The organism is Saccharicrinis aurantiacus, assembly GCF_001660705.2.
Lineage (GTDB): Bacteria > Bacteroidota > Bacteroidia > Bacteroidales > Marinilabiliaceae > Saccharicrinis > Saccharicrinis aurantiacus.
Map to the genome: position 1 here is coordinate 116,380 of NZ_LYBV02000027.1, position 21,903 is coordinate 138,282.

The window sequence follows — 21,903 nt, forward strand, 5'->3', positions numbered from 1 at the left end:
CAAAGCACAATGTCAAAAATAAAATCTTACATCACTTCATTTCGATTGCGAACCTTACCCTTGGCCTTATCATCCATATTAATGGCCAATTTTATTGCCGCTTATAACAACGTATACCAATGGAAAGTGGGATTATGGGCTGTGATAACAACCATATTATTGCAAATTTTATCCAATGTGGCCAATGATTATGGCGATGCCGTTTCTGGCGCCGATAACGAAGAGCGTGTTGGTCCGGATCGTATGGTTGCCAAAGGAAATATCTCTTTTAACGAGATGAAGGTTACTGTAATTGTATTTTCAGTATTGTCTTTTGTTTCGGGAGTTTACCTTATTTCTTTGGGTAATTTTGAGGCCATGAGCATTAAGGCGTGGGGCTTATTTGCCTTAGGTTTAGGTGCAATTGCTGCGGCTATTAAGTATACCGTAGGCAAAAATCCATATGGGTATCGCGGCATGGGCGATGTTTTTGTATTTATATTTTTCGGTTTAGCCGGCGTTTTAGGTACTTACTTTTTACATACCGGAGGAATTAATATTTGGCTGTTATTGCCAGCTTCAGCAGTAGGCTTTTTAAGTGCCGGAGTTTTAAATTTAAATAATTTAAGAGATATAGTTTCTGATGGCAATTCTGGTAAAAATACTCTGATTGTAAAAAATGGTAGTAATTGGGGTAAGAAGTATCATGCCTTTTTATTAATTGCCTCATTGGTTTGCATGATTATTTATGGCTTTGCTCAATTTGAGAGTTTATGGCAATGGCTATTCTTATTACCATACGTATTGGTTTTTAAAAGCCTTGGCCTTGTAGTAAAAAACCAAGAACCTGCGCTGCTCGACCCGCACCTTAAAAAGTTAGCCATTGCTACATTTTTAATGGTAATTATGTCGGGAGTAGGATTGTTGTTTTAGCTTACGTTGCGATAAAAATTAGAAGAGATGAACTTTAATACCGATCGATTAAAACTCACTGAGATTATTTGGGATGATCTTGAAGATATTCATGCTTTGCAGTCAGTATTTGAGGTTGATGAGTTTAATACTGTTGGTATTCCCAAAGATATTGAAGAAACTAGGAATAATATTAAACCTTTTGTTGAGGCCAAAGGATCAAACAAGCAGTCTAAATATACTTGGAGTATTAGAATTGCCAATACAGACGAATTTATTGGCTTGGCAGGAATTAGCTTATCCAATGATAAATTCAGAATAGGGCAGATATTTTATAAACTTCATCCAAAGTTTTGGGGTAAAGGATATGCAACAGAGGTTTCAAAGAAAATAATAGACCTTGGCTTTACACACTTTAATCTTCACCGAATTGAAGCCGGGTTTGCCACTGAAAATATCAGATCTAAGCGTGTTTTAGAAAAGTGCGGTATGATAAAAGAGGGTGTGTATCGTAAGATATTACCAATTAGGGGAAATTGGGTTGATAGCTGTATTTATGCTATTACCGAGGAAGATATTAAGTAGTATAATTTCAGATTACCACTATGTTACAAGCAAATATAAAAAAGCATACATTTCATTTTAATACACCAGGTGGCACTTCGCGTGGTGTTTTACATACTAAAGATAGTTGGTATTTGAGTATATGGAATAATGATAATTCTGCCATCGTTGGAGTCGGCGAGTGTTCAATACTGCCAAAACTAAGTATTGATGACAAACCAAACATTGAAGATAAACTCAACGAAGTGGCTGCTCAAATTAATGATTATGCCAGTAATTACCATCAAAGTTTATTGGAGTGGCCTGCTATACGTTTTGCTCTTGAAATGGCTTTGCTCGATTTGAAAAACGGTGGGAAAAGATTAATATACGCATCGCCGTTCGCCTTGCAACAAAAGCCAATTGCCATAAATGGTTTAATATGGATGGGCGATATTGGATATATGAAATCGCAATTAAGCGAGAAGCTCAAGCAAGGTTTTTCATGTATTAAGATAAAAGTTGGTGCAATTAACTTTGATGATGAGGTTAATCTTATAAAAGAAATTCGTAAATCATTTTCGCCCAATCAAATTGAAATAAGAGTAGATGCCAATGGCGCTTTCTCTCCCGAAGATGCAATACGTAAACTTCAAATATTGAGTGAGCTTGATTTACATTCTATTGAGCAACCCATAAAAGCAGGGCAGTGGACTAATATGGCGAAACTCTGTGCCAATACTCCCTTGCCAATTGCTTTAGATGAGGAGTTAATTGGAGTAAATACTGTTGAAGAAAAAAGACAAGTATTAGAAACCATAAAACCACAATATATTATTTTAAAGCCGTCGTTAGTAGGAGGTTTTAGAGCTTCTGAAGAATGGGTGACTTTAGCCGAAGAATTCAGTGTTAATTGGTGGGCTACTTCAGCTTTAGAGGGCAATATTGGTTTAAATGCCATTGCACAATGGACCGCGAGTAAGAATACCAATATGCCACAAGGCCTCGGAACAGGACAAGTTTTTTCTAATAATATTGATTCGCCATTGCAGGTGGAGGATGGTGCTTTAATCTATAATCAATCACTAAAATGGGGCAATTTATAAATACATATCATACCCTAACTTTGGAAGGAATCACACGAAGTGGTGAGATTTTAAGAGATTATTGTAGTGCTCAATTAAGTGATAAGGGTATCGCGGATTGGGAAATAGCGATATATCAATTTTGTTTAGATTGGCTCTCATCTGATGATACTATTGTTGCCCAAACATCAGGCTCAACCGGAACGCCCAAAGAAATTCAAATACAAAAGAAACATATGGTGGCTTCGGCAGAAAAAACCATCGCATACTTTAATTTGGAGCCAGGAGATACAGCCTCGTTGCCCTTATCAGCAAATTATATAGCCGGTAAAATGATGTTGGTGCGAGCCTTTGTGGGGCGCTTAAATATTATTGGTATGGCACCTTGCTCTAACCCGATTGCCGAATTAAAGCAGCATGTGAATTTTGCTCCTTTGGTACCTATGCAAGTTATCAATGCTTTACAAACAGTCAAGGGAGAGTGGCCTGTTGATACCATTATTATTGGTGGAGGTGCTATTTCTGATATCTATAAAGAACAATTACGGCTTAAACAAACAGCATTTTATGAAACCTATGGAATGACGGAAACGGTTTCGCACATCGCATTAAAAAATATCAGCGAAAGCAGTTTTTTAGCCCTAAAGGGGGTTTCGTTTTCAAGCGATGAACGAGAGTGTTTGTGTATTGATGCACCTGATGTAGTTTCTGAGAAGATTGTTACCAATGATATAGTCCAATTGAATTCACAAACTTCTTTTTCATTTATAGGTAGGTACGACAATGTTATAAATACGGGCGGTATTAAACTGGTGCCCGAAAAGCTAGAAGCTAAAATTGTGGCTCATTTAAAAACACCGTTTGTAATATCTAGTCTGCCAAATGATTTATTGGGGGAGGAGTTGGTATTGGTTTATACGGATCCTACTTTAACAAAAGCTAAACTATCTGATATTTTCAGAAATACTAAACTAACTAAATACGAGATGCCTCGAAAGGCAATACTCCTTTCTCAACTTCCTCTTACAGAAACTGAAAAGGTTAAAAGAGCCTGCTTAAAAGGCTTAATCGCTAAGGCGGATGCCCAATGTATCATGAAAAAAATCATATTTAAACCTTGATATTTTATTTTTCTTTGGGAATTCATTTTTCTTAAAATGAAGATATATTCTCTAAAAAATACAATATGAAGAAGTTATTGCTTTCGGCAGCTCTTCTTTCAGCATTTACATTTTCATCTGTAAAAGCACAGGAAGAAGAAAAAGAAGGTTACAAGTTTGAAACCGTTTATGATATTGAAACAACTTGCGTAAAGAACCAATATAAGTCAGGAACCTGTTGGAGTTTTTCAGGTTTGTCTTTTTTAGAATCTGAAATGATTAAAGCCGGAAAAGAAGCGGCTGATTTATCAGAAATGTTTGTTGTTCGCAATTGTTATTCAGATAAAGCTACTAAATATGTTCGTTTACATGGTTCACTAAACTTTGGTGCAGGTGGTTCATTCGAAGATGTAATTTATACTTTACGCAATTATGGCTTAGTTCCTGAGGAGGCTTACGCTGGTTTAGAATATGGCGAAGAAAAGCACGTACATGGTGAATTAGATCAATTGCTTTTGGCTTATGTTGATGGAGTAATTAAAAATAAAAACAAAAAATTATCTCCGGCTTGGCATAAAGGTTTTAATGGGATATTAGATGCATACCTAGGCGAGTACCCTGAAACATTTGAATACGAAGGAAAAGAATATACTCCTGAATCATTTACAAGTGAGCGCACAGGCTTAAATGCCGATGATTATATCATGATATCTTCATTTTCGCATCATCCATATAACGAAAAATTTATTTTCGAAGTACCTGATAACTGGGTTTGGGGCGAAGTTTACAATGTTGAGTTGGATGACATGACTAGCATTATGCACAATGCACTTGAAAATGGTTATACTTTTGGATGGGCTTCAGATGTCAGCGAAAAAGGATTTTCGTTTAAAAATGGTGTTGCCATAGTTCCTGAAAATGACTTAGAGTCTATGGACGGATCAGAACGTTCTCGTTGGGAAAGCATGAGTAAAGCAGATCGCGAAAAAGCGATGTATAGTTTTGATGCTCCTGTTAAAGAAAAAGTAATTACTCCTGAATTGCGTCAAGAACAATTTGATAATTATTTATCTACTGATGATCATGGAATGCACGTAACAGGTATGTCGAAAGATCAGAATGGTACTATTTATTATAAGGTGAAAAATTCATGGGATACGAATAATGTTTACGATGGATACTTATATGCATCAGAAGCATTTGTTCAACTTAAAACCATGAACATCTTAATTAATAAAAAAGCTTTACCAAAGGATATTAAAAAGAAATTAGGCATAAAATAAAGGCCTTAAAGGTAACGATATCACTTTTTTACCCAATCAATTGATGTCGATATTGACTCCGACCTTATTATTAAGGTCGGAGTTTTTGTTTTTATAGCTGCCATAAATACTATATTTGCTGTAACTAAAATATTACCATTATGAGTTTGAGAGATTTTAAAACACGCTTAAAAATAAAGACTGAAGCCGAGGATGTTTATGCAGCATTAACCAATCCTTTTACCATTGAATTATGGTCGGGTTACAAAGCGCAAATGAGTACTGAGGTAAATTCTGAATTCTCCTTATGGGATGGTGATATTGTTGGCATGAACCTGGATTTTGAGACCAATAAAATGGTTCAGCAGCAATGGTATTTTGGTGATCAAGAAGAGCCTTCAATTGTAACCATAAAAATATTTGACGATAAGAAAGGGGTACAAATTGAGTTAAACCATACCAATATCCCAGCAGACGAGTATGATGATATTTGCGAAGGATGGACAGAATATTACCTAGGGGCTATTAAAGAGTTTTTTGAACAAGACTAACTTAGCACAACAGGTTTCAATTTATAACTACCCATAATGTCAGATTCCTATAATACCATAGAACACCCTTCCGAAGGCTTATATAAAGAAAAGGGAAGTAAGTTTATTGCCTATGCCTACCCGGTTTATACAGAAGAGCAGATAAAGGAACGTGTTGCTGAGTTAAAAGATAAATATTATGATGCGCGCCATCATTGTTTTGCTTGGCAATTGGGTGTGGATGGCAAGCGCTTCAGGGCCAATGATGATGGCGAACCTTCGGGTAGTGCAGGTAAGCCTATTCATGGACAAATTAAATCGCACGAGTTAACTAATATATTAGTGGTGGTGGTTCGATATTTTGGAGGCACTAAATTGGGTGTTCCTGGTTTGATACGTGCCTATAAAGAAGCTACAATTGATGCCATTAACAACGGAACTATCATTGAAAAAACCGTAAACGATGTATATCAAATTAATTTTGATTACTTGGTGATGAATGATATCATGCGCATCGTGAAAGAAGAAAAACTAAACCTTACCAAGCAAGATTTTAATCTTACTTGTACTGTAGTGTTTAGTCTTCGTCAGTCTGAAGTAGCTCACGTAATTGGGCGCATTGAGAAAGTTGAAAGTGTGCGTTGTGAGTTTCTGCGTGTGGAATAATTTTAACTTACCACTTCTTTCTCGGGGCTTTTAATTTTAATGCCTTTTACCGATTCGCTGATTTTTCCTAGTTTAACACGACTTTCGCCCATCGGTTTTTGCTTGCTTTTCTTCTTCTTTTTTTTCTTCTTCTTTTTTATGATTTGATTTCCCTGAACGGTAAAGAAGTTAAGCATTTCTTGCATTTCAATCGACTCCTTAAATAGGATGTCCGATTCTGCCGAAATCTCTTCCGCCATAGCAGCAATACGTTGCGTGTGATTGTTAAATTCACTTACTGCGCTGGTTATTTGAATAGTTTCACTTTCTTGTTCCATTGCCGAATCTGCAATGTCTTGGATGGAAGTAACAGATTGCTGTGAGTCAGAATAAATTCGTTTTATACTCGACTCTACAATATTTGAGTGTTCCTTTCCTTTGCTCGATATAGAAGTGATCTCGCTAGATACTTGCTGTGCCTTAGCAGCTAAATCTCTAATGCCATTGGCAACAACACCAAATCCTTTACCTACATTTCCTGCTTTAGCAGCTTCTATGGATGCGTTAAGAGCCAATATGTTGGTTTGCATAGCAATACCTTTTATATCACTCGATTTACCCATAAGTTGATCCATTACCTCTATTGCAGCCTGTGTTTCTTTTAATTCAAGCTTTAGTTTTTCGGCAGATTCAGTCCCTCTCTTTGCCATATTCTGGGCATTTCCTGAGCTTAACGATATTAGTGATGACATTTCTTCCATGGCCGCCGATAGTTCTTCTGATGAAGAGGCCTGTGAATTAGAGTGCTTGGTTAGGTTAGCCGCTTTGTTACTAAAGCGTTGACTCATCTTATTAATAGTATTCGATAGCCCGCTAAGTTTAATAACCATTTGCTTAATCTTCTCATTACTATTATGAATGTATTTTGCTAGTTCTCCAATTTCATCTTTTTGGTTAAACTCAAATGAACTGTTTAGTTTTCCCTTAGCCTGAAGTTGTGCATATTCCATCAGCTGATAAATAGGGCGGGTAAAAGAGTTAGTTAGTATCCGCGACAATAGCAAGCCAATAATGATAACGATGGCCACTCCCCATATTAATATTCTTTGGGATGAACGAGCAAATAGATTGTTTTTCTCAGATGCCTTGTGTACCGATTCAAATAAGTTCTCATTTAGTTTTTGAGTTAATGCTATCCCTGTAGCCATAACTTCATTTGAACTTAATCGGTGATTATCTTCCCACTTTTTATATAATATTGATAAGGCCTCTTTGTAATTATTACTTGAGGCTTGCATGGTATTTAAAGTTTCAATATCATATAACTTAGTGGTTATAGGTCTAATGTATTCGATGTTCTGATGTATTGTTTCAAAATAATCATCTGTATTTTTTATTAATTCAGGTTTGTGGTTTAATTCAGCTTTCCACAACAGATTATTTAGCTCATCAATATTGTCCATTACACCATTCATTAACCTAATTTTATCAACACGCCTCTTAATAATATGTTTATCAGAACCTTTATCAATATCCTTTTTGAGTTTTTTATATTGCAGTTCAAGGTAAATGGCGCATTGTTGTCGAAGCTTATTGTAGGCAGTATCCATTATGGAATGGGCATCTGATACATCTTTAAAAGAATTCTTAGTTTGCATTACAATTTCTGAAAAAGACTCTAACTCAGACTGTAATTCAGTAATTTTTGTTTTAAACGATTTGTCGTTTTGGAGTAGAGTGGCTAATTCTCCTAATTCTTTTTTTGAGTTATTTAAATAAAAAATTCCATCAGATAAATAATCATTGTCTTTGCTGTATCCATAACTTCTAAGGTTAAAGATGGCACTTTGCCAATTTCGCTCCATTTCACTAGCTTTTTTTATAGATGGAACTTGTGTGCTTGATAGCGAGGTAGCTGATTTAATAATCCTACGCTGTTCCAGTATAGCTATTGAACCAAATAAAATAAAAACACCAAGAAAAGTAGCGAAACTGTAATTTAGCTTGTGAGCAATTTTTAAATTGTTCCAATTCATCATATAATATAGTTAACAAAGACAAGTGTGTATAGGCCATATCGCCAGCGCTCAAAAGTAAACTAGGCGCACGCTTGATTTATTATGTTAGTGTTAAGTGATTGTTATTTTATTAACTAAAGTATATGCTTTGTGTAACTATAGTAAAGTTATCCTGTACTGAAGTATGGTTAATTGTACGAAGAGTAAAAAAAAGTAAGTATAACTGCATTTGTGTAAAGTTGGTTTGTTCTGGGTCTTTATTTTCATAATACCAACAGTATTTCAATGTCATGTTGGTATAAGCCTATAAATTAATTAGGGTGCTTATTATGAATTATGGATTTTAATTGATTAAATTTGGCTTTGAAACCTAGAAATAATTAAAAACTAAAATATCATGTTAAAAAAGGCTGTAGAAGAAATTCTAGTAAGACAAATTGAGCGCGAAGCTTATTCATCTAATTTATATTTATCAATGGCATCATGGGCTGAAACAAACGGTTTTGGTGGTGTTTCTGAATGGATGTATGCTCAGGCAGAAGAAGAAAAAGTTCATATGCTTAAGTTTATGAAATATGTAAATGAGCGTGGTGGAGTAGCGGTTATTCCTGCAGTGGCTCAGCCTCCTGCTGATTTTAAAGGTGTTCAAGATATTTTTGAACTAACACTTGAGCACGAAGAGTTTGTATCGGAAAGCATTAATGAGATTGTTGGTGTTTGTTTAGATGAGAAAGATTTTACTACACATAACTGGATTCAATGGTTCGTAACAGAGCAGATTGAAGAAGAGGCTACGGTAAGAAGTATTATCGATAAATTAAAATTATTAGACGGACATAACTTATATATGTTTGATAGTGATGTGTCAAAAATGAGAGGTGTTATACCAGCAAGTCAGCAATAAAAACTGCTAGTATTACCAGTAGATATAATTGAGTCTGTTGCATTATGCAACGGACTTTTTTATTTAAAGACTTTATTTGTTTACTTTTGATAATACTATTATATAATAACTGATAAGTATATAAATGATAAAACTGAGTAACCCTTTTTTACTTAAAAAGGATAATTATGACTGTTTTGGATGTTCTCCAAAAAATGCTCATGGATTACGTATGGAGTTTTGGGATGATGGTGATTCTATAATCTCGTTTTGGAAACCAAGCAAACACTTAGAAGGATATTTAAATGTGGTTCATGGGGGAATTCAAGCCACTATGCACGATGAAATAGCAAGTTGGGTAGTTTATACAAAATGTAAAGTTTCAGGTGTTACCTCAAATCTAGAGGTGAAGTATAAGCAACCTTTACTTATTGATGACAGAGAAATAGTGATAAAAGGTGAAATATTAGATTACAATAGAAGGTTCGCCACCATTAAAACAAGTATTTCAAATGCTGATGAGGTAGTTTGTTCCACCGCAATTGTAAAGTACTTTTTATTTAGCGAGGCTGATTCTGTTGAGAAATATCAATACCCAGGGTTTGAAGCTTTTTATTCTAATGATTAATGGAAATGAAGAGTAGTAAAAAAATAAGAGGTATTATGCCCTCAGGACTAGTTCCATCTTTCCTTTTTTTATTAAAATGGTTAACAATATCCGGTATTATTGGCTTGTTAGCGGGTTCGGCATCAGCCATTTTTTTAATAGCATTAAATTGGGCTACGCAAACTCGCGAAAGTAATTTATGGATTATTGCCTTGTTGCCACTTGGCGGTTTATTAATCGGTTTTGTTTATCATTATTTTGGGAAGAGCGTTGTTAAAGGAAATAATCAAATCCTAGAAGAATTCCATAGTCCTAAAGATATCATTCCTTTAAAAATGGCACCTCTTGTTTTATTGAGTACTGTTGTAACTCATTTGTTTGGTGGTTCAGCAGGTCGAGAGGGTACAGCTATTCAAATGGGAGGCGCTATTGCAGATCAGTTTACTAAACTCTTTAAACTAAAAAAGGAGGATAGAAAGATAATACTCGTTATGGGAGTAAGTGCTGGTTTTGCTTCCATTTTTGGAACACCTTTGGCAGGAGCTGTATTTGCGCTTGAAGTCTTTATAATTGGAAGAATGCGGTATGAATACATACTGCCTAGTTTTTTAGTGGCAATTTTTGCTAATGAGGCAGCTCATTTATGGCCAATAACACACACGCATTACCATGTGCCTGTTGTACCGGAGTTATGGGCTCCCGAATTATTATGGGCAGTTTTAGCAGGTATTTGCTTTGGTTTAGCAGGTATGCTTTTTTCTAATGCAACTCATTTTTGGGGAGCAGTTTTTAAGAAAACGATTAAATTTCCGCCATTACGACCTTTTGTGGGCGGTATTGTAATTGCAATAGCTGTTTGGGCGTTAGGAACTACCCGATGGATTGGTTTAGGGGTTCCTGTGATAGAAGAGTCGTTCGGTGTGCAATTAGGCTTTAACGATTTTGCCCTTAAGATTCTATTTACATCTTTTACCTTAGGAGCTGGTTTTAAAGGTGGCGAAGTTACACCCTTGTTTTTTACTGGCGCCACTCTAGGGAGTGCTTTAGCTTTATTTATTCCTCTTCCAATTGCATTATTAGCGGGGATGGGTTTTGTTGCTGTATTTGCAGGAGCTACAAATACGCCTATCGCATGTACATTAATGGGTATAGAATTATTCGGAGCTGAAGCTGGTGTGTTCATTGGAATTGCCTGTGTAACTGCCTATTTATTTTCAGGACATTCAGGTATTTATGGTGAGCAAATAATAGGTAGTCCGAAACACCTCACATTTGGTTCTCATAAGGGGAAGAAACTAGGCGAAATAAAAGATTAAATAACTTTCAAATAAAATTATTATATGAAAAATATAGCTTTATCATTATTACTGGTTTGTCTATTTGGATGCAGTTCGGCCGAAGATCATACGGTTAGTCTGTTCGTAGGTACAGCAGGTAAAAGTGCCACTAGTGGAATATCGGTATGTAAGTTTGATACCTTAAGTGGTGCACTTTCTGAAGCACGTGTAGTGGCTCATATTCCAAATTGTAATTATTTGCACATATCTAATGATGGTAATTATTTATTTTCAGTAGCTCAAGATTCTGATAATAGATTTATGATTCATTCCTACCAAATTTTGGAGAATGATAGTCTGCAATTTATATCATCGGTTAATTCCTTAGGTAATGATCCTTGTTTTGTGGAGTATATAGATGAAAAGAATTTATTGATATCAGCGAATTATTCATCGGGCAGTATAGCATACTTTAAGGTAAGTGATCAAGGTGTTATAAATAAAGGAAAGAGTATTTCTCATACAGGAAGTGGCCCCAATAAGGGAAGACAGAAGAGTCCGCATGCCCATAGTATTAGATATGATTATAATAATGGCTTTTTTTATGCCGCAGATTTAGGTGCAGATAAAGTAATGGTTTATGCATTGGAAGGCGATGACTTGGTGATTAGAGATTCAATTATGTGTAATCCCGGCGATGGCCCCAGACATCTAGATTTTCACCCGGATAATTCGATGATGGCTGTAGTGAATGAACTTTCAATGTCAGTAACAACTTATGCACTAAATGAAGAAGGAATTTTCAAAGAAGAACTACAAACATTAACATTGGTTCCTGCTAGTTTTGAAGAACCTGCAAAGGCAGCAGATATTCATTTCTCGCAAGATGGGAAATATCTATATGCCTCAAATAGAGGTTTTGATGCAATTGGTATTTTTAAGGTTAATGCAGATTCTAAATTGGATTTCTTAGAGTTTCAAACAGAAGGGGTTAGTTGGCCTCGTAACTTTAATGTAACTCTTAAAAATTGGTTGTTATTAGCCAATAGAGACGACAATCAGCTTAGAGTATTTGCACTTGAAAATAATGGATTGTTAAAAGCAAGCGGAAGTGTTGCGGATTCTGATTTACCTATTTGTATTAAAGTTAAAAAGTAATGGAAAGTAATAGTTTTCTTGATATACTATTTATGTTATTTGGGCTCCTGATGTTTGGAGCGGCTCTCTTTAATTGGGAGTATTTTTTTAAACAAAGAAAGGCGCAAATGTTAGTGAAATTTGCGGGGATAGTAGGGGCTCGACTAATTTATGCGCTCTTGGGTTTGTTTTTTACTCTATTTGGAGCAAACTCTTACTTTGGTTTGGAATGGTTTTAGAGTCAGGACCGCAAAAAAAATGAATATGAGATACTATTTTTTTGCGGTCCTGTTATTTCAATTTTGTGAAAGTAAAATTGTATTATTTTTCCAACCAATCGTTTCTTAGTTTCTCATCAGAGAATATTTTTACCATAAATTCTTCAATGGTATATTCTTCAACTGTTTTTTCTTTTGCTTTAATAAAACCAACAAAGCCTTCGTTCATATATCTTCCGGCTCTTAGAATAAAATCGAATAACTTCGGAAAATCTGATTTATCCTTCGGATTATCATATTTCATTTTACATGAGCTTTCATCTGAAGATAGATAAACCCTGCACGACATCGGTCTTACTGGATATATTGAACATGCCCCTTCAATTAAAAATGGACAAGCGTGCGAGATGTCTTGCTTTTTCTCTTCTTCTAATCCTTTTGTTTTTTTTAATCGCTGCTTTGCATTTGTTAATAATCTAGCTCTTTGGCTTTCATCAAATGCTTGATGCATATATTCATGTATCAATAAAGCTTCATTAGTAGTAAGGTATACCGGCTGATAACAACACCATTTACAACCTTTTTTACATGCAATCGGAGTTTTTTGTTCAATGGCTCTTTGTGCAAATGATTGAGTGAGCTGACTTACAGCTTGATAATTGGCTTGCATCCCCATAAAAAGAGGGGTTAGTGTTTTAAAATCGGTGATGTTGTTAATAGCCAAATTATATCCATCCTTATAAAAGGTAAGGTTTATTTCTTTGTCTTTAGCTGATAATTCTTTGCTCATACTTTACAAATTCAGTAATTGAAAATTCAATTTACATAGTTCGCAAAAGTACATTTTTACTTTATCATACCCAATCATTTAAATACAATTCACTTTATGGCATGCTATTGTTATTGTTTAAAATAGTTTTATTTTTGAATATTAATTCAAGCCCTAAAAGTTTACCTAGTCATAATGAACATAACTCTATGAGATACCATTCTTTTCTGAATAAAGAAGATGCCGTTTGGGGCGAACAACAGGTTGTTCGTTTTAGATGGATATTAATAATTGCAATACTTGTTCTTATAGGGTATATATTTTATGAAGGAAATACAGAAAGGGCTATATATTCGCTACTATTATCAATGTGTTACATCGGCTATAATTCAGCCATTAGTTATTTAATTAAAAAGCATAGCCAAACTACTTGGGTTGGTTATGTTTCCTCATTTATTGATGTAACTATTTTGAGTGCTCATATTTTTAATTACTCTTATTTCTTTACGCCTATAGCTGTTTCAACCGCAGCAAGTCTATTTTTATATGGGGTGTTAATTATGTTGTCTGTTTTAAGGTATGATGGAAAGCTTGTTATATTTACCACTATTTATGTAGTAATCTGCTATAATGTTGTTTACTTCCTTCGTTATCCTCATATCGATCCTCAACTTATTGATCAAATTGCTTCGGGTGGCCCTGAGGGAGTAATGTATAGAAGTGTATATTTTATTTTGATGGGTTACTTTATTTTTAGTATTCCAAAGATGATAAATCGTCTCGTGGAGCGTCAAAATAAGGTAAATAATGAGAGGCGGGATATCGAAATACAATTGGCTCTTGAAACTCAAAGAAGAGAATTGGCAACTAATAAGCTAAAAGTTGAGCAGCAATTTAATAATCAGTTAAATAAACAAAAGTTAATTATTGAGCAACAGAATAGTTCTTTAGAAAAAGCGATTGCAACCAGGGATAAATTGTTTTCAATTATAGGTCATGATTTAAGGTCTCCTTTTTGCTTGCAAGCTTCTTTATCAGAGTATTTAATATATGATTTTCATAGTTTAGATCAAGAAGTATTGCTAGATAGTATTTATGCAATTAACAAAACTTCGAATGACGGTTTGGGCTTATTGTCTAATTTAATTGATTGGAGCAAAAGTCAAAGTAATTTATTAGAATCTAAACCAACTCAGGTTAATGTGAAAAAAGCAGTAGATCATGTTGTGTATCTGCAATCAGAAACTGCAAGGTCAAAAAATATAGAGGTTAAAAATATGGTTGGACCAGAGTTTTGTGTAAAAACAGATGAACAAATGTTTGTAACAGTAATTCGTAACCTCTTATCAAATGCAATAAAATTTACACTTAACGATGGTCAAGTATCTTTTAATTGCTTTTATGAAGATGAAAACTGTATTGTTCAGGTTACGGACAATGGTATAGGAATGTCTTCTGCGCAGATTGATAAAGTATTTAATGATTCAAACTACAGCTCAACATTAGGAACAAATCTAGAGCAGGGTACTGGTATTGGTTTGGGATTGTGTAAAGATATGATTGAAAGTAATAAGGGAACTATATCTGCAATAAGCGAGATAGGGCAGGGGACTACGATTCAGCTGAAACTACCAAAGCTAAAATGCTAAATTAGTATTGAAAAGCACACCAGTTTTGACTTTCCTTCGTAGGCTTTTTTTCATGTATTAAGCTATCTAAGAATTTACCAAACATCAATTGATCCCTCTCAGCCAAAGCTGTGTTGTATTCCTTTATGGCATTTGATAATTGAGAAAAAATAATCTTTGTATCAATGTCTTTAAAGTCATTGATTGATAGGTGACTAATTGTAGAATAGTTGTAATACTTTTCTGTTAGCTTATTTAATTGAGATAGTAAAGTATCTCTTTTATTGATGATAAGTTGTAATTTTCTAGCCCATTTTTCCATAACAATATTTTTTTAATTCCTATTCAATTTACAATAAGAAATTCCTTAAGTAAAGGGTATTGACAATTTTTTTTACAAAAAAACACTTGCAACTCTTAATTTAATGAAAATATCAGCTAATTAGCAGTCATTATATTCTTCAATTTTTTTGACGTTCACCATAACTTAACTTGTAGCTTTATCTGGAGTATCAAGAATTTTCATTTTTACATACTGGTATCTGTTTTGCCTGGGAGGCACAAGTATTGTAACTTTGTAAATGCCGATATATGCAGGCTTATTAGCTACACCTAAAGTATAAGCTACAAAGCCAACATAGAATAAACCCATCGTTTTACGTTGAGCAAATTTTTTTGTGTAATTTGGTTTTTAATAGGATTACTCAAATATTGAAATATTATTCAGCCTCCGATTTATATTCCTTAGTTAGGTGCTAAATTACTGCGCGGGGTCTTATATAGTTTTATGTATAGCCCACATTCTCCTCGGAGACCATATATAGTTCTATTTATCGCCCTAATTTTTACCGGACGCCAATATATAGTATTGTTTATTCACTAAATTATTGCTAGCAGTCATATATAAAACTGTTTATTGACCAAATCCTTTCCGGATGGGCATATATAGTTTTATGTAGTGCTCCACTTCTTGTCGCTTGCAAAATATAGTTTTGTGTAAACCTCAATAGAAAATTAGCCTTAACATATAATTGTGTTACTTGTTTGTTAAATGCATATGGTGGCTAAAATCGATAGTGTTGATGCGGTTTCCATTATTGAGATCGTTCCATAAGCATTAGTAGCTAATTTGAGATTTATATAAATCGTATTGTGGTATATCGATACGTGTATTATCATTCTCAAAATAATAGGGCTGTCTGAAATCCCGAGCAGGTGCTGATACAAATGGCATATCCGAAAATGCGGCACTACCTAAAAAGTAAATGCCTGAAACCGCCCAACCAATTATAGCAGACTGAAAATTTATGTATTATCCGATGTAGGCAGAGCCATACGCCGAACTTTTTACATTGTTTAAGCGCTACGCTGAGCGTGGGGCTTTCTTATTCTTATCATCTTTTTTTCTTATAATTCTAAATATTAAAATCAAGGACATAATTACTAGCAAAAGTACAAGATAGTTCCTTGTCAATTCAAAAGCTTTGCCTTGACTTGTAGAACTTAAATCTACCCATTCTAAATTATCAATACCTATATATTCATCTTGATTAACAATTTCAACTGCTAGACTTTTTGTTACTACTGCTTTATCGTCAATAAACTTGGCATAATATTGCCTATTATCAGCACTTTCTATCAATACTGCAAGCTCTTCTATATCATATCCATAACCTAATATTGTATTTACTTCAACAGTATCATATCCTTTATACTTAAATCCTTGCCCTATTATCTCAAAACCACTATTATCAATAAAACAAAAGCCTCCCTCAAATTCAGGAATAGACTTTGGCCTTACTTGCAAGGTGTTTAAATCACAGAAATTAAAACTACTCTTACCATAATAAAACAGCTTTCCGTCTAAATAGAATAATGCTATAACTATAGCTAAAATACTTATGAACAAATATCTATTAATTTTCATAGACTAATGGCAAATCAACCGTTTTGTGTTGTGCGTAGTAATTTTCCCCTGTAAGTTTATTTGTTAACTCAATAGATACGATTTGCTTAGCGCCATCACTATTAATTTTAATATTATATTATTCAGCTATGCAGAGTTTGGGGTTGTGATAACTCTTTGGTCATCAGCTTGACAATTGCATCTATTTAATAAATTCTACTATGCAATACTTACTCAGTTCCTTAAAAAATACATCTCGCAAATCTGACCGAATAAAAAGGAATGAAAACTTCTTAACTTGGCCACATTTATCTTTTATTATAATATAGTTATCATCTCTCTCAGCTATTTTCCTATGAAGTTGAATTCTTTCAACCTCTGCTAGGTTATACTTAACTATTTTTCTTAGAAGAATGTATTTAATAATTATATTATTATGTTCGTAATAAATAATTTTACTTTTAATTAAAAATATGCACCCACTTAATAAAAGCAAAACTAAACTAAATAGAAGTGTAGATAACATAATGCCCCCCATTATCACTGGCAATAAACATAATATAGTAACAGCGATTAACTGAAAAGTAAAAATCTTTCTTGAAAAATTTAGAACCATCCTATTCATCATATATAAAATCATTATAGATAGTAATTCCATCTGAAACTGTTGCAGGAAGCGAATACACCAGTTGGTATCCCTTTATAAAGATCACTTGCTATGAAAGTTGCATCCCTTAATGCCTTAAAACATGGATTATTATACCCTGGAATACTAGAATCTAATCCAGATAAATTGATTGTAGTATTAGCTAAATTAAGAAATCCTATAGCTCTAATTGTCCCTTGAGCCTCAAGAGATGCTCCAAGTGTAGTCAATCCACCAATAACTGCTATAGGCACTTGAACATCTGGTGATGACCATTCCCAATTTGTATATCCAGTATTCCCTCCATCTCTATTACCCCATAACGGATCATCTTGATATGCTGGAGCAATTTGTACCCCAAACATAATCCATGGTTTATATGGACCAAAAGAAAAAAGTTTTTTATTAGAGAACCAAGAAAGAATATCACTTCCTCCTTGGGCATTTCCACCTCCACCATTTCCAAAATAATCAGGCGAAACAGCTGTGTTATCACGTTTTGCCGCATAATTAGTTTCGGGGTGAAATGATTTTGAAGCCTCTATAAAGGCTTTATTATCTTTTAGTTTAGGGCGTTCACCATAACTTAACTGAACAGCTTCATCCGAAGTATCAATAAATTGCATTTTTACATATTGGTATCTATCTTGCCCGTGAGGTACAAACCGTGGAGCTTCGCACGTACCCATATGGGCTGGCTTAATTGCTACATCTAATGTATAAGCATAGCCCGCACCTTTTACAAAGCCAACATAGAATAAAAAAGTATTTCTTATTTCAGTTTTTTAATTATTCCAATTATTAAAGTTCACCTTATATTGCTCTTGTTTCTCTTTAAGTTCAATTCGTGTATTTCTGAAACTAGTTACTAATGTAATTGAAATGGTTATGGAAATTACAAAATAGAAGAATAACCAAAAATAATGCGATTTTTTTTTTGTTGACATATATTTGATGTATTCATCATGCCTTTTATCTCTTGGAATAATAAAATATATTATATTAAAAATGAATATAACTATTCCAATAACAATTTCACCAGGAAACGAAGATTGGTAGTGGTCAAATATATAATAGTATATAGTATACCATATACTTATCATAGATGTAAATCCAATCGCACTATATAAACCAAATGCGAATATCCCAATTTGATCATCTTTACTGAATTTTTCATAGATACTTAAGAGTAGAAAAAATCCTTTTTTATATAAGTTCATCATTAATAATTATATGGATTATATACTCTTGTATTATCAATACGGGCTAATTGATTATAATCGGACATGGGATCTAATATAAAATCAGGTGTTGGATGATGTTCTACACGAGTGTTATCATTCTCAAAATAATAGGGCTGTCTGAAATTCCGAGCAGGTGATGATATAAATGGCATATCCGAAAATGCGGCTTTGTTGTTTTATTTACAGGGCAGAGACCTTATGCACAGCGACGTAGCCAGAGGCATACGCCGAACGGCTTACATTGTTTAATTCCTACGATGAGCGAGGAGAGGATAATATTCACAAAAATTACTTACCTCCCAGCTCCCATATAAGTAACACCATTAAAAAAACAACCACTACTCCTATCAAAATATCTCTAAATTCACCCGTACTAGAATTTATAGGGTCATTATTAGAAGAATCACCACCCCTCCATACTGTTAAAAATGACATCTTTCCTTTTTTTCTTACGTAAAACAGGAGATTCAAAAAAATCCATCGCGTCAAAACTCCAAAAAACCTAAATAATATAGAACCGTAAAACATACCTTCATTTATTTAATCAAATCCGTAAAACATCAAAGTACCTGGCGCTATTACATTCCACGCACCATTAAATGAATTCGATTGTCGCACAACATAATTATATGAACGAATTTGCGCTCCTCCATTTTTTACAGAATTAAGCCCTGTACCTTTGAATGCTTTATTAAATGCACCCGCATTTAGAACATTCTTAGAAATACCTAATGTCTTAGTTGCACTTGAGAAAGGTATTATATTTGATATTGTATTAATCCCTGAATTTAACGCTTCGCTCCCCACAACCAATGCTCCGTCAAGATGCACAGCTGAATTACGCCCAATAGTTAAACTTTGTAATGTTACAACCATATCATCAACAACACCATAAGCTGCTTTACCTACAATGGTCTGACCTACTGAAGATTCAGCAAATATCTCAAATCAATTAGGCTCATACTGTCGTATCTCACCCTGTTCTGATGGAGTCCAACCCCCTCCCGAACTGGCAACCTCATTTCCACCTCCACCATTACCAAAATAATCAGGCGAAACAGCTGTGTTATCACGTTTTGTCGCATAATTAGTTTCGGGTTGAAATGATTCTGAAGCTTCTTTAAAGGCTTTGTTATCTTTTAGTTTAGGGCGTTGACCATAACTTAACTGAACAGCTTCATCCGAATTATCAATAAATTGCATTTTTACATATTGGTATCTATCTTGCCCGGGAGGTACAAACTGTGGAGCTTCGCACGTACCCATATGGACTGGCTTAATGGCTACATCTAATGTATAAGCATAGCCCGCACCTTTTACAAAGCCAACATAGAATAAAAAAGTATTTCTTATTTCAGTTTTTAATGATTCCAATTATTAAAGTTCACCTTATATTGCTCTTTAAGTTCCATTTTTGTATTTCTTACACCAGTTGCCAATGTCGAGACTGTGGATATAGTGATAACAAAATATAACAACAACCAAAAATAATGCGATCGCTTTTTACTTGACAGATATTTAAAGTATTCATCATTTCTTTTATCTCCTGGAATAATAAAGTATAATAAATTAAAAATAAACGTAACTATTCCAATAACAATCTCACCAGGAAAACCTGGCTGGTAATAACCAAATATATAATAATAACAAGTGTACCATATACTCATAATATTAAGTATTGCTAATACTGTGTATAACCCAAATGCAAATATCCCAATTTGATCATCTTTACTGAATTTTTCATATATACTTAAGAGTAGAAAAAAACCTTTTTTATATAAGTTCATCATTAATAATTATATGGATTATATACTCTTGTATTATCAATACGTGCTGATTGATTATAATCGGACATGGGATCTAATATAAAATCAGGTGTTGGATGATGTTCTACACGAGTGTTATCATTCTCAAAATAATAGGGCTGTCTGAAATCCCAAGCAGGTGATGGTACAAATGGCATATCCGAAAATGCGGCACTTCCTAAAAAGTAAATGCCAGAAACTGCCCAATCAATTATAACAGGCTGAAAATTTATATATTATCCGATGTAGGCAGTGCCATACGCCGAACGATTTACATTGTTTAGATGGTTTGCTGAGCGGGGGCTACCATTCAAATATCTTCTATGTCGCCCCAGTATATAAAATTAAACCCTTCATTATTGAATTTTTTCTGCTCATCAGCAGTCATTAACATTATGACATAGTTCTCATGGGTAATAGTAGATAATATTTCTAAGTTATCCCTAATAAAGGATAGGTCTTCTAAATAATAGTTTTTCCAATCAGCATAGTTCTTTGATTTAACAAAAGCGATAACTTTTTCAGATAGTTTATATTTTATACAATAACCGCTAGGGTAAATCTTTTCTTTTCTTTTCTGTATTTCAATAAAAGAGTCTGATAAATCCGAAATTTCTTTCACATTTGAATAATCTTTTTTTAAGATATTAAACTCAATACTATCGCAATTTGAAACAGCAATATTGACTAATTTTTGCCATCTATCGTTATGTTCTTGACAGAATGTACTATCTCCGTAATAACATAATTTTGTATTCATAGCTATTTTTTTATGGTATAAATATTAATCCATATGAACGCCAATAGATTGGATTTGTAATAATATGAATCTTGTTAAAATTAATATGCCAAGGAGACATCGAGAAAGATACCATCCCCTTAGGCGGACTCATTGAATGAGCATGTGCTTGAACTCTTAACTCCCACCTAGATGAATAAACGCCATTAGTAATTCCTTTAAAGGTTGATAGTTCACCAGCTGTGATAGCCCATGATACAGTATTGCCAAATGCCATTACTCTTTCATCACTTATGGTTGGTGTTCCATTCAGGTGAGTAACTTCACTTCGTGGTCCAGAAACTAAAGACTGCCCCAATACCCAAACTCCATCAATAAGATCATACCCCATTTTTGAGAAGAAGTTAGTATTCTCACTCCAACGATCCATCAAACTTGGTTCATACTGCCTAATTTCGCCCTGTACAGAAGGAGTCCACCCCCCTTGTGATTTGGCAACCTCATTTCCACCCCCTCCATTTCCAAAATAATCAGGCGAAACAGCTGTGTTATCACGTTTTGTCGCATAATTAGTTTCGGGTTGAAATGATTCTGAAGCTTCAATAAAGGCTTTGTTACCTTTTAGTTTAGGGCGTTCACCATAACTTAACTGAACAGCTTCATCCGAATTATCAATAAACTGCATTTTTACATATTGGTATCTATCTTGCCCGGGAGGTACAAACCGTGGAGCTTCGGACGTACCCATATGGGCTGGTTTAATGGCTACATCTAAAGTATAAGCATAGCCCGCACCTTTTACAAAGCCAACATAGAATAAACCCACTGCTTTACGTTGAGCAAATTCCTCAGAGCTTATATAGATTTTTTTATAGTTATTCATTGCTTATGTTTTTAATTATCACCCACTTATAACAATAATAAAAGTATAATTACCTATTTGCAATTATGAGATATGAATCCCTATAAA

The 21,903-nt window shown here is 34.2% G+C and carries 26 protein-coding genes; 13 read left to right on the forward strand and 13 right to left on the reverse strand.

Annotated features, from left to right (window positions below; genetic code table 11):
• Positions 1-9 precede the first annotated feature (9 nt).
• The 7 genes from A8B35_RS11925 to A8B35_RS11955 all read left to right on the forward strand — a co-directional run bounded on the left by A8B35_RS11925 (position 10) and on the right by A8B35_RS11955 (position 6,077).
• The gene (locus tag A8B35_RS11925) at positions 10-912 is read left to right on the forward strand and encodes a 1,4-dihydroxy-2-naphthoate polyprenyltransferase (RefSeq protein WP_075602997.1); all 903 of its coding nucleotides are present in this window, start codon (positions 10-12) and stop codon (positions 910-912) included.
• A gap of 27 nt (positions 913-939) precedes the next feature.
• Positions 940-1,476, forward strand: coding sequence for a GNAT family N-acetyltransferase (locus A8B35_RS11930; RefSeq protein ID WP_075602998.1), 537 nt, complete (start codon positions 940-942; stop codon positions 1,474-1,476).
• Positions 1,477-1,496: 20 nt separating this feature from the next.
• On the forward strand, positions 1,497-2,540 hold the full coding sequence (locus A8B35_RS11935) for an enolase C-terminal domain-like protein (protein WP_075602999.1): 1,044 nt from the start codon (positions 1,497-1,499) through the stop codon (positions 2,538-2,540).
• Positions 2,525-3,640 carry an AMP-binding protein gene (locus tag A8B35_RS11940; RefSeq protein ID WP_075603000.1) on the forward strand — a complete coding sequence of 372 codons (1,116 nt, stop codon included), beginning with the start codon at positions 2,525-2,527 and terminating at the stop codon, positions 3,638-3,640. Before A8B35_RS11935 ends, A8B35_RS11940 begins: the two co-directional genes overlap by 16 nt.
• Positions 3,641-3,705: 65 nt before the next feature.
• The gene (locus A8B35_RS11945) at positions 3,706-4,902 is read left to right on the forward strand and encodes a C1 family peptidase (RefSeq protein WP_075603001.1); all 1,197 of its coding nucleotides are present in this window, start codon (positions 3,706-3,708) and stop codon (positions 4,900-4,902) included.
• A gap of 140 nt (positions 4,903-5,042) precedes the next feature.
• Positions 5,043-5,432 (forward strand): SRPBCC domain-containing protein, encoded by a 390-nt coding sequence (locus A8B35_RS11950; RefSeq protein WP_139314876.1) that lies wholly within the window; start codon positions 5,043-5,045, stop codon positions 5,430-5,432.
• Positions 5,433-5,468: 36 nt separating this feature from the next.
• Positions 5,469-6,077 (forward strand): IMPACT family protein, encoded by a 609-nt coding sequence (locus tag A8B35_RS11955; protein WP_075603002.1) that lies wholly within the window; start codon positions 5,469-5,471, stop codon positions 6,075-6,077.
• A gap of 2 nt (positions 6,078-6,079) precedes the next feature.
• Here A8B35_RS11955 and A8B35_RS11960 read toward each other — a convergent pair whose 3' ends face one another.
• Positions 6,080-8,095 (reverse strand): methyl-accepting chemotaxis protein, encoded by a 2,016-nt coding sequence (locus A8B35_RS11960; RefSeq protein WP_083634432.1) that lies wholly within the window; start codon positions 8,093-8,095, stop codon positions 6,080-6,082.
• Positions 8,096-8,471: 376 nt separating this feature from the next.
• On the opposite strand from A8B35_RS11960, the gene A8B35_RS11965 reads away from it, so the two are divergent.
• The 5 genes from A8B35_RS11965 (at position 8,472) to A8B35_RS23890 (ending at position 12,217) form a co-directional block, all read left to right on the forward strand.
• Complete coding sequence (locus tag A8B35_RS11965; RefSeq protein WP_075603004.1) at positions 8,472-8,978, forward strand: ferritin; 507 nt, start codon at positions 8,472-8,474, stop codon at positions 8,976-8,978.
• Positions 8,979-9,102: 124 nt separating this feature from the next.
• Entirely contained in the window at positions 9,103-9,585 is a 483-nt protein-coding gene (locus tag A8B35_RS11970; protein WP_075603005.1) for a PaaI family thioesterase, read from the forward strand.
• 5 nt (positions 9,586-9,590) lie between these two features.
• Positions 9,591-10,880 (forward strand): voltage-gated chloride channel family protein, encoded by a 1,290-nt coding sequence (locus A8B35_RS11975; protein ID WP_075603150.1) that lies wholly within the window; start codon positions 9,591-9,593, stop codon positions 10,878-10,880.
• A gap of 24 nt (positions 10,881-10,904) precedes the next feature.
• Positions 10,905-11,999, forward strand: coding sequence for a lactonase family protein (locus A8B35_RS11980; RefSeq protein WP_075603006.1), 1,095 nt, complete (start codon positions 10,905-10,907; stop codon positions 11,997-11,999).
• A gap of 32 nt (positions 12,000-12,031) precedes the next feature.
• On the forward strand, positions 12,032-12,217 hold the full coding sequence (locus A8B35_RS23890; RefSeq protein ID WP_394365406.1) for an Imm17 family immunity protein: 186 nt from the start codon (positions 12,032-12,034) through the stop codon (positions 12,215-12,217).
• 82 nt (positions 12,218-12,299) lie between these two features.
• Here A8B35_RS23890 and A8B35_RS11990 read toward each other — a convergent pair whose 3' ends face one another.
• A complete protein-coding gene (locus A8B35_RS11990; protein WP_075603008.1) occupies positions 12,300-12,986 on the reverse strand; it encodes a YkgJ family cysteine cluster protein in 687 nt (228 codons plus the stop codon).
• 134 nt (positions 12,987-13,120) lie between these two features.
• Between A8B35_RS11990 and A8B35_RS11995 the strand changes: the two genes are divergently transcribed.
• Positions 13,121-14,614, forward strand: coding sequence for a sensor histidine kinase (locus tag A8B35_RS11995; protein WP_171973198.1), 1,494 nt, complete (start codon positions 13,121-13,123; stop codon positions 14,612-14,614).
• Between the two features lies 1 nt (position 14,615).
• Here A8B35_RS11995 and A8B35_RS12000 read toward each other — a convergent pair whose 3' ends face one another.
• The 11 genes from A8B35_RS12000 to A8B35_RS12050 form a co-directional block, all read right to left on the reverse strand.
• Positions 14,616-14,915, reverse strand: a complete 300-nt coding sequence (locus A8B35_RS12000; RefSeq protein ID WP_075603010.1) for a hypothetical protein — start codon at positions 14,913-14,915, stop codon at positions 14,616-14,618.
• Positions 14,916-15,956: 1,041 nt separating this feature from the next.
• Positions 15,957-16,520 (reverse strand): hypothetical protein, encoded by a 564-nt coding sequence (locus A8B35_RS12005; RefSeq protein ID WP_075603011.1) that lies wholly within the window; start codon positions 16,518-16,520, stop codon positions 15,957-15,959.
• Positions 16,521-17,138: 618 nt separating this feature from the next.
• Complete coding sequence (locus A8B35_RS12015; RefSeq protein ID WP_075603013.1) at positions 17,139-17,834, reverse strand: hypothetical protein; 696 nt, start codon at positions 17,832-17,834, stop codon at positions 17,139-17,141.
• Positions 17,835-17,930: 96 nt separating this feature from the next.
• Positions 17,931-18,092: a hypothetical protein gene (locus A8B35_RS23320; RefSeq protein ID WP_171973199.1), complete on the reverse strand. Its 162-nt coding sequence runs from the start codon at positions 18,090-18,092 to the stop codon at positions 17,931-17,933.
• 275 nt (positions 18,093-18,367) lie between these two features.
• On the reverse strand, positions 18,368-18,541 hold the full coding sequence (locus A8B35_RS23325; protein WP_171973200.1) for a hypothetical protein: 174 nt from the start codon (positions 18,539-18,541) through the stop codon (positions 18,368-18,370).
• Positions 18,542-18,929: 388 nt separating this feature from the next.
• Positions 18,930-19,265 (reverse strand): hypothetical protein, encoded by a 336-nt coding sequence (locus A8B35_RS12030; protein WP_075603016.1) that lies wholly within the window; start codon positions 19,263-19,265, stop codon positions 18,930-18,932.
• Between the two features lie 72 nt (positions 19,266-19,337).
• Positions 19,338-19,763, reverse strand: coding sequence for a hypothetical protein (locus A8B35_RS12035; protein ID WP_075603017.1), 426 nt, complete (start codon positions 19,761-19,763; stop codon positions 19,338-19,340).
• Entirely contained in the window at positions 19,751-20,056 is a 306-nt protein-coding gene (locus A8B35_RS12040) for a hypothetical protein (RefSeq protein WP_139314877.1), read from the reverse strand. Before A8B35_RS12040 ends, A8B35_RS12035 begins: the two co-directional genes overlap by 13 nt.
• A 122-nt stretch (positions 20,057-20,178) precedes the next feature.
• Positions 20,179-20,352, reverse strand: coding sequence for a hypothetical protein (locus A8B35_RS23330; RefSeq protein WP_171973201.1), 174 nt, complete (start codon positions 20,350-20,352; stop codon positions 20,179-20,181).
• Between the two features lie 152 nt (positions 20,353-20,504).
• On the reverse strand, positions 20,505-20,954 hold the full coding sequence (locus tag A8B35_RS12045) for a hypothetical protein (RefSeq protein WP_075603019.1): 450 nt from the start codon (positions 20,952-20,954) through the stop codon (positions 20,505-20,507).
• A gap of 10 nt (positions 20,955-20,964) precedes the next feature.
• On the reverse strand, positions 20,965-21,816 hold the full coding sequence (locus A8B35_RS12050; protein ID WP_075603020.1) for a hypothetical protein: 852 nt from the start codon (positions 21,814-21,816) through the stop codon (positions 20,965-20,967).
• Between the last annotated feature and the right edge of the window lie 87 nt (positions 21,817-21,903).